The organism is Streptomyces himastatinicus ATCC 53653 (genome assembly GCF_000158915.1).
In the GTDB taxonomy this organism is placed as follows: Bacteria; Actinomycetota; Actinomycetes; order Streptomycetales; family Streptomycetaceae; genus Streptomyces; species Streptomyces himastatinicus.
Genome location: NZ_GG657754.1, coordinates 7454450 through 7467610 on the forward strand (window position 1 = coordinate 7454450; position 13161 = coordinate 7467610).

Here is a 13161-nt window from a genome sequence, read left to right on the forward strand (position 1 = left end):
CGAGTTCGGCGATCTCACCCAGATCATGACCGCCAACCTCGCCGCCCGCTACGACGATCCGCTGTCGGTCGGCGTGGGCGCGGTGCTGGCCCTGTGGGCGGTCGCGGGGCTGGGCATCCTGGGTGGCCGCACCCTGATGAAGTACGTACCGCTGCGGCTGATCACCAAGGTCGCGGCGCTGGTGATGCTGGCGCTGGGCGGCTTCAGCCTGTACGAGGCGGTGGCGGCGTGAGCCGCTGAGCGGGGGTTATCGGGGCGCTCAGTCCGCGAGGTGGAGCCGCAGGCCGTCCTCGCCGGGCAGCGCCTCGATCCGCACCTGTGCCAGGTCCGTCACGTGGGCGTCCGGGGCGTGGGCCGCGGCGCGCGGTCCGACGCCGACCACGCGCATCCCGGCCGCCCGGCCCGCCGCGATGCCGACCTCCGAGTCCTCGAAGACCACGCAGTCGCCCGGCGCGAAGCCCAGTTCGGCGGCGCCCTTCAGGAAGCCCTCCGGGTCCGGCTTGCTCACCCCGACCCGCTCCGCCGTCACCAGGACGGCGGGCAGCGGCAGTCCGGCCGCACCCATCCTGGCCCGGGCCAGGCCGTCGTCGGCGGAGGTGACGAGGGCGTGCGGGAGGCCGTCGAGCGCGGCCATGAAAGCGGGCGCGCCGGTGATCGGCACGACACCGTCCAGGTCGGTGGTCTCCCGTTCGAGCATCCACCGGTTGTCGGCCAGGTTCCGTTCCACGGGCCGGTCCGGCAGCAGCGCCGCCATGGTGGCGTGTGCCTGGCGGCCGTGAACCACCTGGAGCACGGCGTCGGGATCCAGTCCCTGTTCGGCGGCCCAGATCCGCCAGTAGCGCTCGACCACGGCGTCCGAGTTCACCAGCGTGCCGTCCATGTCGAGCAGCAGGGCGCGGGCGGTGAGCGGCATGGGGGACTCCAGGGCGCGGCGGGAGGCGGACAGGGCGCGGGCAGGCCAAAGAGAACACAAGTGGCTCCGCCCGCCGGTCAGGGAAAACGGGCGGAACCACTTTGTTCCTCCACGATACAAAGCGGTCCGCCCGTACGCCAAGGGGCTGGGGGTGTCTTTCGACACGGCCCCTGATTTCTACGGCTCGTCGGTGCGCGATTCCAGGTCGAGCCGGGTGTTCTCGCCGTAGACCCCCTCCGGGTCCCCCGTGATGTCGTACCGGTCCTGGTACGCGGCGACGGCGTCCTTCACCCCGTCGTCGTACTCGCCGTCCGCGACGCCGATGTAGATGAGCAGCTGGGTCAGCCGCTTCTGTAGCTCGGTGACCTCGGCCCCGCTGTCGCCCTCGCGCAGTACCGGCGGGCCGGTCGGCTCGGCGGTCTTCGAGGGTTCGGTGGACGGCGGCTTGGTCGGCTGCCGCGGCTTGTCCGGGGTGCTGGGCCGGTCCGGCTCCGGCGGGGTGGTCGGACGGGTGGTGGGCGGCGCCGAGGGCGTACGGGGCGCCGGGGGCGTCGCGCGGTCCTGGTTGCGGCTCGCGCTCGGCGGCTTCGCGGGGGACGGCGAGGCGCTGGGCTTCTTGCTCGGCGTGGAGCGGCGGGACGGGGTGGCGCCCTCGTCCTCGGTCGGCGGTTCGTCCGGGACGCTGGTCTGCGTATCGCCGAGCGCGCTGTCGCTGCGCTTGCCGTTGCCGTCCTTGTTTCCGCCCAGCAGGCCGGTGGTGAACGCCAGCGTGCCGGCCACGACCACCGCGGCGGCCCCCGCGACCGCCGTGGCGACGGGCTTGCGGCGGCTCTTGCGGCGGCGGCCACCGCCGCCACCGTCGGAGCTGCTGACGGTCTCGCTGCTGATCCCGCCGCCGTGTCCGTCTCCGGTGGCGGCTCCCACGACGGACCCTGAGACGGCTCCCGTGGCGGCTCCCCCGGCGGCTGTCCGGGCGGCGCTGTCGCGGCGGCCCGCCGCGGTGATGCGGTCGATCACCCGGGTGCGGTCGACGGGACCGCCGGGGGTGATGCGGTCGACCGGGGTGATGGGCGCGATGCGGTCGATCACCTGGGTCTCGTCGGCGGCGTTCCCCTCCCCGCCGGGCACCCGGCCGGTCCGCAGCCCGGGCGGTGGCCCGGTCCGCGGACCCTGGTCGTGCCGAGGTGCGGCCTGCGCTGCGGTGGCTTCCGTCGCGGTGGTTTCCCCTGCGGCGGGTTCCGCTTCGCCCTTCCCCTTACGGAAGAACTTCCCCACGTCGCGCGGGCGGGGCCCGGACCCGCGATCGCCGGAGAGCCTGAGATACGGACGGACGGCGCGCGGCTGGTCGGCGGCCCGCGGAGCGGCGGCCTCCCGGGCGTCGGTCGTCTGGTCGTCGGTGGTCTGCGCACTGGTCTCGCCGGTCACGGGCCCGGTCGCCGGGCCCGCGGTAGTGGCGCGTGCGGCGCACGCACAGCTGGGCCGGCCGTTCGCTCGGAACGGTGCGTAGCAGTGCGGGCAGGAATCTGCCGTCACGAAATTTCCCTCCCTGTAACTCGCTGCGATTATGCGCATCTGATCGGCTTCCGCGCATGCGTTCGTCGTCAGGAGGGGTGCCGGGTGCGTCACGGACGAACCGGCCCGGCCGACCGTAACAGGGCATAAAGGGCGCATTGGGGAGAGGATGGGAGGGCGAGCAGCCGAGGAGTCCGAGGAGTCGTCATGGCGCAGGACGCCGGCCGCCCGGCTCCGGTCCCGGACCACGTGGTTCCGGGCCCCGAGGACGGGCGGCCGAAGCGCACGGTCCTGGTGGCCATCGGTGCCCTGCTGCTCGGCATGCTGCTCGCGGCACTCGACCAGACCATCGTCTCCACCGCGCTGCCGACCATCGTCAGCGACCTCGGCGGTCTCGACCACCTCTCCTGGGTGGTGACCGCCTATCTGCTCGCCTCCACCGCCGCCACCCCGCTGTGGGGCAAGCTCGGCGACCAGTACGGGCGCAAGAAGCTCTTCCAGGCCGCGATCGTCATCTTCCTGGCGGGCTCGGCGCTGTGCGGGCTCGCCCAGGACATGGGTCAGCTGATCGCCTTCCGCGGGCTCCAGGGGCTGGGCGGCGGCGGGCTGATCGTGCTGTCGATGGCCATCGTCGGCGATATCGTCCCGCCCCGTGAACGCGGCCGCTACCAGGGGCTCTTCGGCGCCGTCTTCAGCTGCACCAGTGTGCTGGGGCCGCTGCTCGGCGGGCTCTTCGTCGACCAGCTCAGCTGGCGCTGGGTGTTCTACATCAACATCCCCGTCGGCGTCGTCGCGCTCCTCGTCATCGCCTCCGTCCTGCACCTCCCGGTCGGCCGCACCCGCCACACCATCGACTACCTCGGCACCGGCCTCATCGCCGGGGTGGCCGCCACTCTGGTGCTGATGGCCTCGCTCGGCGGCGTCAGCTTCGGCTGGGGGTCCTGGCAGATCCTCGGGCTCGCGGCGCTCGGCGCCGTCCTGCTGATCGCCTTCGTCCAGGTGGAGCGGCGGGCCGCCGAACCGGTGCTGCCGCTGAAGCTCTTCCGCAGCCGCACCTTCACGCTCTGCGCGGTCATCGGCTTCGTCGTCGGCTTCGCGATGTTCGGCAGCATGATCTACCTGCCGACCTTCCTCCAGGTCGTCCAGGGCGTCTCGCCGACGCTCTCCGGCGTGCACATGCTGCCGATGGTCCTCGGCATGCTGCTGTGCTCCACCGTCTCCGGCGAACTGGTCAGCCGCACCGGCCGCTACAAGGTCTTCCCGATCCTGGGCACCGCCGTGACCGGCATCGGGCTGCTGCTCCTCCACCAGCTGCGCGAGACCAGCGGGGTCGTCGAGACCAGTGCGTACTTCTTCGTCTTCGGCTGCGGGCTCGGACTGGTCATCCAGGTGCTGGTGCTGATCGTGCAGAACTCGGTGAGCTACCAGGACCTCGGCGTCGCCACCTCCGGCGCGACCTTCTTCCGCTCCATCGGCGCCTCCTTCGGCGTCTCCGTCTTCGGCTCGATCTTCGCGGGCAACCTCACCCCCAAGATCGCCGACGCCCTCGCCGGGCGGCCGCTGCCACCGGGCGTCACCCCCGGCGGGCTCGCCGCCGACCCCCGCGCCCTCGGGCGGCTGCCACCGGGCGACCGGGCCGGGGTGGTGCACGCGTACGCCCTCTCCATCACCGACGTGTTCCTCTACGCGGTCCCGGTCGTGCTGCTCGCCTTCGTCCTCGCCTGGTTCCTGCGGGAGGAGCCGCTGCGCGCCAGCGTCACCGCGCCCGAGGGCGGCGAGGTGCTGGCCAGCAACCCCGTCCAACGCTCCTCGTACGACGAATGCGCGCGGGCCCTGTCGCTGCTGGGCTGCCGCGAGGGCCGCCGGAAGGTCTACGTCGACATCACCGAGCGGGCCGGGCTCGACCTGCTCCCGGCCGCCAGCTGGATGCTGCTGCGCATCCGCCACTACGGCTCGGTCGAGCCCGCCGTGCTGGCCGAGCGCACGCCCGTACCGCTGCGGGCCATCCTCGGCGCGGCGCGCCAGATCGAGGAACGCGGGCTCGGCGCGCGGTACGGGCTCGACCTGACCCTGACCCCCAAGGGCCGGGAGGTCGCGGACCGCCTCTTCCGGGCGCGCGAGGCGTCGCTGGCCGAGCTGCTGGGCGACTGGTGGTCACCGGACCGGCCGACGGATCTGGTCGAGCTGGTGGACGAGCTGACGCGGGAGATGTGCGGCTCCGACGCGGAGCGCCCCTGGCGCCGGGAGCCGCCCCCGTGAGCCGTACGGCGTCCGTCACACGAGGTCCTTGGCCATCCACACCTCGGCGTACGGGCCCTCGCTGAACGCCGGTACGTCCCGGTAGCCGTGGCGTGCGTACAGCGCCCGCGCCTCGACCAGATCGCGCCGGGTGTCCAGCACGATCCGTACGACGCCCAGCTCGTCCGCGGCCGTTTCGACGGCGGCGAGCAGCGCGGCGCCCCCGCCGAGCCCGCGCTTGCCGGGGCGCAGGAACACCCGCTTCAGCTCCGCGGTGCGGGCGTCTCCGGGTCGGCCCTCCCGCCGCCGCAGCCCCGCGCACCCGGCCGCGTCGCCGTCGTGATGGGCCACCAGCAGCACCCCGTCCGGCGGGGCCAGATCGTCGCTGGGCATCTCGCGCAGCGCCCGCTCGATCTCCTCGGGCGTCGCGTCGCGCCCCTCGTGGAGCCGGTAGTAGCGATCGGCCACGTCGGTCATGTACTCGCGCAGCAGCGTGACCGCGACCGGGTCGGTGACGGGCCGCGCGGCGACGGCCCAGGACGGGCGGGGCATGGTAGGCATCCTGGCATGTGCCCGGCTCGGGCCGTATCGGAATTTGACGCAGTTTGAGCACGGAGGAGCGGGCTACCCGGCGCCGTAGAGCCCCCGAACAGGGGGGGCACCTGCGGGAAGGCAGAAGCAGACCATGTCAACTGGCGCGATCATCATCGTGGTTGCCGCTGCGGTCGTCCTGGTGACCCTGCTCGCCGCGGTCGTCGTACGTGCGCGAGGGGGCGGCAGGAAGAATGCTCTGCGACGCCACTTCGGACCTGAGTACGACCTGAACGTCGCCGAGCACGCGGGCGACACGAAGGCGGCGGAGCGCGAACTCGACGAACGACTGCGGCTGTACCAGGACCTCAAGACCGAACCCCTCTCCGGGGAGCTGCGCGAGCACTACCTGGCCGAATGGGTGGGCACCCAGGAGCAGTTCATCGAGTCCCCGGTGCACGCCGTGGCCGGGGCGGACCAGCTGCTCGCCCGCCTCGCGCGGGACCGCGGCTATCCGTCCGACTACTACGAGGAGCAGGTCGCGGCCCTGTCCGTGCACCATGCGGACTGTGTCCAGGGCTACCGGCAGCTCCACGTCGCGGCCGCCCGTGCCCGTGAGGGCCGGGCCGACACCGAGGAGCTGCGCGAGGCCGTGGTGCACGCCCGGCCCTTCTTCGAGGAGCTGGTGAAACCGCCCCACCACGCGCCCGACGGGCACGAGGGGCATCACCGGCACACCGGTAGGGCGGGCCGGAAGACCCACGCCTGGCACATCGGGAAGGCCGGTGCGCGATGACGGACTACGGCCCCGAGCGGAACCTCGGCCTGGGGGCGGACTACAGCCCCGGCCCCGGCCCCGGTCCCGAGCACACCAACGGCGACCGTCGGCACGGCCTGGAGAAGCACGAAGTGCCGCCCCAGGGCGGACCGATGGGCGGCGGCGGTGTGGAGCAGACGGCCACCCCGGACGGGCCCAGCTTCCCCGTCCTGCCGACGAGCGAGCACGACAAGCTGAACCAGCGTCTGCGGTACGCGGTCAGCAGCTTCGTGGACGCCCCGCGCGGCTCGGTGGAAGAGGCGGACGCCCTCCTCGAAGAGGTCTCCGCCCGGCTGGTCGACCTCCTCGCCGAACGTCGCCACACCCTCCGCGCCGCCTGGCACGAAGGCGCCGCGGGCACCGAGGAGACGGAGGAGCTGCGCCTGGCCATGCGCGGCTACCGCAACGTCCTGGAGCGGCTGCTCAACGTCTGAGCCCTCCGCCTCCCTCCCCTGGGCCGCCGCCCGGACATCGTTCCGGGTGGCGGCCCTTTTCGTATGCGCGCGCGGCTGGCTTGCGATGATGCGGCGGTCAGCCATGACGTCGCGCCGGACCCGCCGTCGGTGCGGCCCGGGGAGAGGAAAGCCGCCATGCTCTCCCGATAGACCTGCTGTCCGGCCGAGAACGTTCCCCGACAGCGTCAAGGGCCTCGTCCGGACGTTCTGGCCGACGCCGTCGGCGACGGCGCCTCCATGAGGATTCCTCGCCCCCTTCGACCATGAGGCCGCCGCGGCGTGGTGGCACGCCCAGACCCCGGCGGTGGCCGACGGCAGCCTGCTCGTCTGGGTCTGCCGCGACCCGGAGAGCGCGGGCGGCATCGTCGGCACCGTCAGCCTGGCCCTGGCCCGCAAGCCCAACGGACGGCACCGCGCCGATCTCATCAAGCTGGCCGTGCACCGCGCCGCCCGCGGCCGGGGCCTGGCCCGGGCGCTGCCGGCCACCGCGGAGGCGGCCGCCCGCGCGTCCGGCGTCACCCTGCTGATGCTGGACACCGCCACCGGCAGCCAGGCCGAGCGCGTCTACCTGGCCGACGGCTGGACGCGCTACGGCATCGTCCCCGACTACGCCGCCGACCCGGGCGGCTCGCTCGAGGATTGCAGCTTCTTCTACAAGCAGCTCACGGACGCGAGCGGCTGAGGGGTCATTCGGCCGAGCGGCGCTGTTTGAACACCCACAGGCCCGCACCCGCGACGATCAGGACGCCGATGCTGATGCCGATCGCGGTGGCGGCGCCCGCGTTGCTGTTCTCCTCCTTGTCCGCCTTCTTCTCCGTCTTGTCGCTCTCCCCGGACGCCTTGTCGTTCTTCTCGGAGGCCTTGTCGGACGTCTTGTCCGCGGCGTCCTGGGACGGGGAGGGGGACGGGGACTTCGCGGGCTTGGCCCCGGCGGCCGCGGCCTTCAGCTCGAGGACCGGCGCGGGCTCCTCCGGCTCCGGGCCGTCGCCGGGCAGTTCGATCCCAGCGCGAAGACCTTGCCGTCGCTGTAGGTTCTCGATGGTCTTGAACGCCCAGCGACTTCGCGTCGGAGCAGCTGCCCGCACCTTGACCTTGTGGACGGCGTTCGTCCCCCACGGCCAGCTTCGGCCCGCTGAGGGTGTAGCCGTCCTTCGTGGACTTCATCTTCCAGCCCTTGGGCGCCTCGTCCAGCGTGACGTCCCCCGGCGCGATGCCTTCGGGCAGCACCACGCGCACCTCGGTGAAGCCGCCGGACTCCGACTCGGCCTCGCCCGTGAAGGTGAGGACGACGTCCTTGGCCAGCGCCTGGGCGTTGGAGGCCGTGACCTCCGCATGGGCGGACGCGGGACCCGCGAAGGCGATCGTCGCGGCGATCGCGGCGGCGCTCACGGCACCGAGACGGCGCATCGTACGGACAGGTGACATCGGACAGACTCCCTCAAAAGCAGATGACACGATAGTGGATATGTGTTAGCGGGGTAGCTGTCAGCGGGCAGCTGTCCTCGGCCGCCCGCAGCAGCGCGGTCATGTGCTCGCGGGCGCGGGACACCCGGGACCGTACGGTCCCCACGGGGCAGCCCGTGGCCGACGCGGCGTCGGCGTAGGGGAGCCCGAGGAGCTGGGTGAGGATGAACGCCTCGCGGCGCGGGGCGTCCAGCGTCGCCAGCAGTTCGAGCAGCGCCACGCCCTCCTCGAAGCCGGGCAGCCCGGCGGGCTGCGCCCGTTCGGCGACCGCCCGCCAGTCGGTCGTCTCGGCGATACGCGGGCGGGCCGCCGCGGCGCGGTAGCGGTCGGCGACCGTACGGCGGGCGATCGACAGCAGCCAGGTGCGTGCGCAGGAGCGCCCGGCGAACCGGGGCAGCCCGGCCAGCGCCCGCAGATACGTTTCCTGGGTCAGGTCGTCGGCGCCGTGCACATCGCCGCCCAGATGGACGACGAAGCGCCAGACGTCGAGATGGGTGGCGCGGATGAAGTGCTCGATCGCGTCCGCGTCGCCGTCGCGGGCGGCCAGCGCCCATGCGGTGATCTGCTGATCGCGATCCGGTATGAGGGCAGGGGTCATCGCCTGATGTCCTCCGGGAAGTCACGGGCTTCCGCCCGTCACCGGTCGCGACAGGCGGGTCAGATGCGCACGAGACCCTGAGGGGGACCTCTCCGGGCGACCACGTAGTGCAGCAGCGCCGCGCGCAGTGCCCGCCCCGCCCCCGGCCGCGCCGGAAGGCGGCGGACCGGCAGCGGCAGGGCGTCCGCGCCCAGCAGCCGCAGGACCAGGCGCAGCGGTACGAAGACGGCGGCCGCGAGCGTACGGCCCAGCCGGAACGCGGCGGCCTCGCCGCACCACAGCCACAGCCCGCACACCAGCGCGGCCAGCGCGTGGGCCAGCAGCATGCCGGGGGTGATGCCGTCGGCCGCCGACGTCATGTGCGCGTCGGCCATCCCGGCCATGCCCTCCATGCCGTGCGTGCCGGGGCCGCCGCTCATGCCCCCGCCGCCGTGCGCGCCGTGCCGCATGGGCGCCTGTGCCATCGGCGCGGACTGCGAGAAGTGGAACAGCAGGTGCAGCGCGAGCTGCGCCCCCACCGTCGCCCCGGTCACGAGCGCGCCCCCGCGCTGGCGCCCCGTCAGCCACCACGCCACGGAGGCGGTGGCGAGGAATGCCGTGCCCAGCATCCATCCCGGCACGGTCCCGCCGGACATCACCGCGTGGCCCACCGCCGCCATCACCACGCACACCACCGCGAAGATCGCGGCACGCGTGGTGCGGAGAGCTGGGCCGGGTGTCATGCCGGTCATCGTGTCACCGACCTCGGTCGACGGTGTGAACTCGTCCCAAGTTGATAAAACGCGCACGCATGTGACGCGGGTCACAAAACTCCTCGGAACTCACCCCTCCTTCGCCCCGACTACTGGAGGAGCACATCTCGCACCACCCCGAGCCAGGAGGGCCGTCCATGTCCACCGACGAACACGTCGCCCCGGCCGACGACGCCGCTGACGCCGGCTCGGCCGTCGACGACGTGGCCGACCGGGACACGTCCGCCCGCTCGGCCTGGTCCGTGCTGCGCCCCCTGGTGCTGCGGCTGCACTTCTACGCCGGTGTCCTCGTCGCCCCGTTCCTGCTGATCGCGGCCACCACCGGACTGCTGTACGCGGGCTCCTACCAGGCCGAGAAGCTCGTATACGGCCATGAGCTGCGCGTCGAGGCCGGTGACACCAAGCTGCCGCTCTCCCGGCAGATCGACGCCGCCCGCAAGGCCCATCCGGAGGGCACGATCAGCGCGGTGCGCCCGTCGCCCGACGACACCGCCACCACCCGGGTCATGCTCTCCGGCGTGAAGGGGGTCGCCGAGGGCCACACCCGTGCCGTGTTCGTCGACCCGTACACCGCGAAGGTGCGCGGGGCGCTGGAGCAGTACGGCAGCACCGGCGCGCTGCCGCTGCGCACCTGGATCGACGAGTTCCACCGCGACCTCCACCTCGGCCAGAGCGGGCGCCTCTACAGCGAACTCGCCGCCAGCTGGCTGTGGGTGATCACCGGTGGCGGGCTGCTGCTCTGGTTCGCCCGCCGCCGTAACAAGCGCAGTGCCGCCGAGACCGCCGCTCCCGCCACCGGCCGCCGCCGCACCCTGGGCCTGCACGGCGGCCTCGGCGTCTGGGTGGCCGCGGGGCTGTTCTTCCTGTCCGCCACCGGGCTCACCTGGTCCACGTACGCCGGGGCGAACGTCACCGACCTGCGCTCCGCCGTCAACCAGTCCACCCCGGCCGTGGCCTCCGGGCTCACCGGTGAACACGCCGGTCACGGCGCCATGCCGGGGATGGACATGGGCGGTTCGGGCGGCGGCGGGCACAAGGCCACCGACGTCGGCTACGACGCCGTGCTGAAGGCCGCCCGCGTGAAGGGCCTGGGCGACCCGGTGGAGATCGTGCCGCCGTCCGGCCCGAGCGCCGCGTACACGGTCAGCCAGATCCAGCGCAGCTGGCCCGAGAAGCAGGACGCGGTCGCCGTCGCCCCCGCCACCGGCGAGGTCACCGACACCGTGCGGTTCGCCGACTATCCGCTGCTGGCCAAGCTGAGCCGGTGGGGCATCGACCTCCACACCGGGGTCCTCTTCGGCATCGTCAACCAACTCGCCCTCGCGGCCCTCGCCCTCTCCCTGATCCTGCTCATCGTGTGGGGCTACCGCATGTGGTGGCAGCGCGGCCGCGCCGGCGCCTTCGGCCGCCCCCTCCCGCGCGGCGCCTGGCGGCAGGTGCCGGGGTACGTCCTGGCCCCGCTGGCCGTCGGGGCCGCCGTGGTGGGCTACTACCTGCCGCTGCTGGGCATCCCGCTGGCCGCGTTCCTGGCCGTGGACATCGCGGCGGGCCGGATCGCCGCCCGGCGATCCCAGCGCGCTTAGCGGGCTCGGACCCTGATCCCTGTCCGCTATACGGACCCCGGTGAGCGAAGGGAAACGCCGACGCAACACGAAACATCGAGGAAACACGTCCGTGCGCAAGTGGAAACGCCCGGACGTGAACCTTCCCTGATGGCCATCGAGCACCCATCGATGCGTGCCATGCCGACTGGGAAGGTGACACATCGACATGCCGACCGGATTCGACGCCGGCGACACCGCCTGGCTGCTGGCCAGCACCGCGCTCGTGCTGCTCATGACGCCAGGGCTCGCCCTGTTCTACGGCGGCATGGTGCGGGCCAAGAGCGCGCTGAACATGCTGATGATGAGCTTCGTCTCCATCGCCGTCGTCACCGTGGTCTGGCTGCTCGTCGGCTACAGCCTCGCGTTCGGCAAGGACCTCGGCGGCGCCGGGCTGCTCGGCGGCCTCGAATACGCGGGGATGCGCGGGATCGGCCCGACGGACCTGACCGGGTCGGTGCCGACGCTGCTCCACGCCGCCTTCCAGCTCACCTTCGCGATCATCACGGCCGCGCTGATCAGCGGGGCGATCGCGGACCGGGCCCGGTTCGGGGCGTGGGTGGCGTTCGTCGCCGTCTGGACGCTGCTCGTATACGTTCCGGTGGCGCACTGGGTGTTCGGGCCGGGCGGCTGGATCCTGGAGAAGCTCCAGGCGCTGGACTTCGCGGGCGGCACCGTCGTGGAGGTCAACTGCGGGGCCTCCGGGCTGGCGCTGGCGCTGCTGCTCGGGCCGCGGATCGGCTTCAAGAAGGAGGCCATGCGGCCGCACAACCTGCCGCTGGTGCTGCTCGGCGCCGGGCTGCTGTGGTTCGGCTGGTTCGGGTTCAACGCCGGGTCGGCGCTGGGGGCCAACGGCCTGGCGGCGGCCGCGTTCGTCAACACCCAGGCGGCGGGCTGCACCGGGCTGCTGGGCTGGCTGGTGGTCGAGAAGATCCGCGACGGCCACGCCACCACCCTCGGCGCCGCGTCCGGCGCGGTGGCCGGGCTGGTCGCGATCACCCCGTCGTGCGGTTCGGTGGGCGTCGCCGGGGCGCTGCTGATCGGGCTCGCGGCCGGGGTGCTCTGCTCGTACGCGGTGGGCTGGAAGTTCCGCTTCGGCTACGACGATTCGCTCGACGTCGTCGGCGTCCACCTGGTGGCCGGGATCGTGGGCACCGTGCTGATCGGCGTGTTCGCCACCTCCGCGATGACCGGCGGCCCCACCGGGCTGCTGTCCGGCGGTGGCGTGGGACAGCTGGGCAAGCAGATCGTGGCGGTGCTGGCGGTGGGCGCGTACGCGTTCGTCATGACGTACGGCATCGGGAAGCTCATCGACCGGACCATGGGCTTCCGGGCGTCGGAGGAGGACGAGCGGTCCGGCCTCGACCTCGCCGTCCACGCCGAGAGCGCCTATGATCACGGGGTTCTGGGCCACGGCGTGCCGCAGAACGCCGTCCACCGCCCGCCGCATCACCCGGACAGGACCCCCACCCCATGAAGCTGATCACGGCGATCGTCAAGCCGTTCAAGCTGGACGATGTGAAGACGGCGCTGCTGGAGATCGGTGTGCAGGGCCTCACCGTCACCGAGGCCAGCGGCTTCGGCCGGCAGCGCGGCCACACCGAGGTCTACCGCGGCGCCGAGTACCGCATCGACTTCGTGCCCAAGGCGCGCATCGAGGTGGTCGTGGAGGACGCCGAGGCCGACGCCGTCATGGACGCCATCGTGAACGCCGCCCGCACCGGGCGGATCGGCGACGGCAAGGTGTGGGCCGTCCCGGTCGACGACTTCGTGCGCGTCCGCACAGGGGAGCGGGGACCGGACGCGGTCTGACCCGCGCCCGCCCCGCCCCGCCCCGCCCGCGCGGGGGTGTCACACCGCCGTCGTGGCCCGGGGCACCGTGTCCGCCCACCGCGCCCCGGCGGCGATCGACTGCCGCCAGCCGCGCAGCACCTTGGGCGGCATGCCCACGGCCAGCACCCCGGTCAGCCGGTCGCCACGGCGGTACGCGGCCAGGAACGCCCCCTCGTCCAGGGAGCCTTCGACCACCGCCACCTCCTCATGGCCGCGCAGATGGCCGTACGCCTGGATCCGCAGCCCGTACTGGTCCGACCAGAAGTACGGCACCGGCTGATACGGCCGCCGCGCCTCCGGCGCCGGGGCGAGCAGATTGCGGGCCGCCGCCATGCCCTGCTCGGTGGCGTTCGTACGGTGCTCGATCCGCATCGCCGTGCCGAACAGCGGGGTTGTGCCAGCACGCGACGTCCCCCGCGCCATAGACACCGGGCGCGGCGGCGCTGA

14 protein-coding genes and 1 pseudogene are annotated in these 13161 nt (G+C 72.9%); 8 read left to right on the forward strand and 7 right to left on the reverse strand.

The features are described 5' to 3' along the window. The coding region (locus tag SSOG_RS56525) for a TMEM165/GDT1 family protein (RefSeq protein WP_039939145.1) at positions 1 to 232 on the forward strand (232 nt) is incomplete at its 5' end. A 27-nt stretch (positions 233 to 259) separates the two neighbouring features. On the opposite strand, the gene SSOG_RS31535 is transcribed toward SSOG_RS56525, so the two are convergent. After that, a complete protein-coding gene (locus tag SSOG_RS31535; RefSeq protein WP_039939146.1) occupies positions 260 to 913 on the reverse strand; it encodes an HAD-IA family hydrolase in 654 nt (217 codons plus the stop codon). A 177-nt stretch (positions 914 to 1090) separates the two neighbouring features. Further along, positions 1091 to 2338, reverse strand: a complete 1248-nt coding sequence (locus tag SSOG_RS50485) for a peptidoglycan-binding domain-containing protein (RefSeq protein ID WP_050800031.1) — start codon at positions 2336 to 2338, stop codon at positions 1091 to 1093. A gap of 294 nt (positions 2339 to 2632) precedes the next feature. On the opposite strand from SSOG_RS50485, the gene SSOG_RS31545 reads away from it, so the two are divergent. After that, entirely contained in the window at positions 2633 to 4684 is a 2052-nt protein-coding gene (locus tag SSOG_RS31545) for an MDR family MFS transporter (protein WP_009718320.1), read from the forward strand. A gap of 15 nt (positions 4685 to 4699) precedes the next feature. On the opposite strand, the gene SSOG_RS31550 is transcribed toward SSOG_RS31545, so the two are convergent. Further along, complete coding sequence (locus tag SSOG_RS31550) at positions 4700 to 5224, reverse strand: GNAT family N-acetyltransferase (RefSeq protein WP_009718321.1); 525 nt, start codon at positions 5222 to 5224, stop codon at positions 4700 to 4702. Between the two features lie 124 nt (positions 5225 to 5348). Between SSOG_RS31550 and SSOG_RS31555 the strand changes: the two genes are divergently transcribed. The 3 genes from SSOG_RS31555 to SSOG_RS31565 all read left to right on the forward strand — a co-directional run bounded on the left by SSOG_RS31555 (position 5349) and on the right by SSOG_RS31565 (position 7148). Next, complete coding sequence (locus SSOG_RS31555; protein WP_009718322.1) at positions 5349 to 5990, forward strand: hypothetical protein; 642 nt, start codon at positions 5349 to 5351, stop codon at positions 5988 to 5990. Beyond that, positions 5987 to 6445 (forward strand): hypothetical protein, encoded by a 459-nt coding sequence (locus SSOG_RS55035; RefSeq protein ID WP_009718323.1) that lies wholly within the window; start codon positions 5987 to 5989, stop codon positions 6443 to 6445. Before SSOG_RS31555 ends, SSOG_RS55035 begins: the two co-directional genes overlap by 4 nt. A gap of 325 nt (positions 6446 to 6770) precedes the next feature. Then, positions 6771 to 7148, forward strand: coding sequence for a GNAT family N-acetyltransferase (locus SSOG_RS31565; RefSeq protein ID WP_009718324.1), 378 nt, complete (start codon positions 6771 to 6773; stop codon positions 7146 to 7148). 4 nt (positions 7149 to 7152) lie between these two features. Here the strand turns inward: SSOG_RS31565 and SSOG_RS56530 are convergent, their stop codons facing one another. The 3 genes from SSOG_RS56530 to SSOG_RS31580 form a co-directional block, all read right to left on the reverse strand. Further along, on the reverse strand, positions 7153 to 7551 hold the full coding sequence (locus SSOG_RS56530; RefSeq protein ID WP_009718325.1) for a hypothetical protein: 399 nt from the start codon (positions 7549 to 7551) through the stop codon (positions 7153 to 7155). Positions 7552 to 7904: 353 nt separating this feature from the next. Next, complete coding sequence (locus SSOG_RS31575) at positions 7905 to 8528, reverse strand: sigma-70 family RNA polymerase sigma factor (RefSeq protein ID WP_009718326.1); 624 nt, start codon at positions 8526 to 8528, stop codon at positions 7905 to 7907. Between the two features lie 59 nt (positions 8529 to 8587). Continuing rightward, positions 8588 to 9250: a hypothetical protein gene (locus tag SSOG_RS31580; RefSeq protein ID WP_039942046.1), complete on the reverse strand. Its 663-nt coding sequence runs from the start codon at positions 9248 to 9250 to the stop codon at positions 8588 to 8590. Between the two features lie 167 nt (positions 9251 to 9417). On the opposite strand from SSOG_RS31580, the gene SSOG_RS31585 reads away from it, so the two are divergent. The 3 genes from SSOG_RS31585 (at position 9418) to SSOG_RS31595 (ending at position 12693) form a co-directional block, all read left to right on the forward strand. Next, positions 9418 to 10863, forward strand: a complete 1446-nt coding sequence (locus SSOG_RS31585; RefSeq protein ID WP_009718328.1) for a PepSY-associated TM helix domain-containing protein — start codon at positions 9418 to 9420, stop codon at positions 10861 to 10863. Between the two features lie 187 nt (positions 10864 to 11050). After that, positions 11051 to 12358, forward strand: coding sequence for an ammonium transporter (locus SSOG_RS31590; protein ID WP_009718329.1), 1308 nt, complete (start codon positions 11051 to 11053; stop codon positions 12356 to 12358). Continuing rightward, the gene (locus SSOG_RS31595) at positions 12355 to 12693 is read left to right on the forward strand and encodes a P-II family nitrogen regulator (RefSeq protein WP_009718330.1); all 339 of its coding nucleotides are present in this window, start codon (positions 12355 to 12357) and stop codon (positions 12691 to 12693) included. The genes SSOG_RS31590 and SSOG_RS31595 overlap by 4 nt, the downstream gene beginning before the upstream one ends. Before the next feature lie 39 nt (positions 12694 to 12732). Here the strand turns inward: SSOG_RS31595 and SSOG_RS47740 are convergent. Then, a pseudogene (locus SSOG_RS47740) lies at positions 12733 to 13161 on the reverse strand (oxidoreductase C-terminal domain-containing protein); the annotation flags it as partial.

Bases quoted from the DNA above. Each gene is read 5' to 3' on its own strand.
- SSOG_RS31585 (WP_009718328.1), top strand. From the start codon at position 9,418: ATGTCCACCGACGAACACGTCGCCCCGGCCGACGACGCCGCTGACGCC.
- SSOG_RS31575 (WP_009718326.1), bottom strand. From the start codon at position 8,528: ATGACCCCTGCCCTCATACCGGATCGCGATCAGCAGATCACCGCATGG.
- SSOG_RS31580 (WP_039942046.1), bottom strand. From the start codon at position 9,250: ATGACACCCGGCCCAGCTCTCCGCACCACGCGTGCCGCGATCTTCGCG.
- SSOG_RS31595 (WP_009718330.1), top strand. From the start codon at position 12,355: ATGAAGCTGATCACGGCGATCGTCAAGCCGTTCAAGCTGGACGATGTG.
- SSOG_RS55035 (WP_009718323.1), top strand. From the start codon at position 5,987: ATGACGGACTACGGCCCCGAGCGGAACCTCGGCCTGGGGGCGGACTAC.
- SSOG_RS31555 (WP_009718322.1), top strand. From the start codon at position 5,349: ATGTCAACTGGCGCGATCATCATCGTGGTTGCCGCTGCGGTCGTCCTG.
- SSOG_RS31550 (WP_009718321.1), bottom strand. From the start codon at position 5,224: ATGCCTACCATGCCCCGCCCGTCCTGGGCCGTCGCCGCGCGGCCCGTC.
- SSOG_RS31535 (WP_039939146.1), bottom strand. From the start codon at position 913: ATGCCGCTCACCGCCCGCGCCCTGCTGCTCGACATGGACGGCACGCTG.
- SSOG_RS31590 (WP_009718329.1), top strand. From the start codon at position 11,051: ATGCCGACCGGATTCGACGCCGGCGACACCGCCTGGCTGCTGGCCAGC.
- SSOG_RS31545 (WP_009718320.1), top strand. From the start codon at position 2,633: ATGGCGCAGGACGCCGGCCGCCCGGCTCCGGTCCCGGACCACGTGGTT.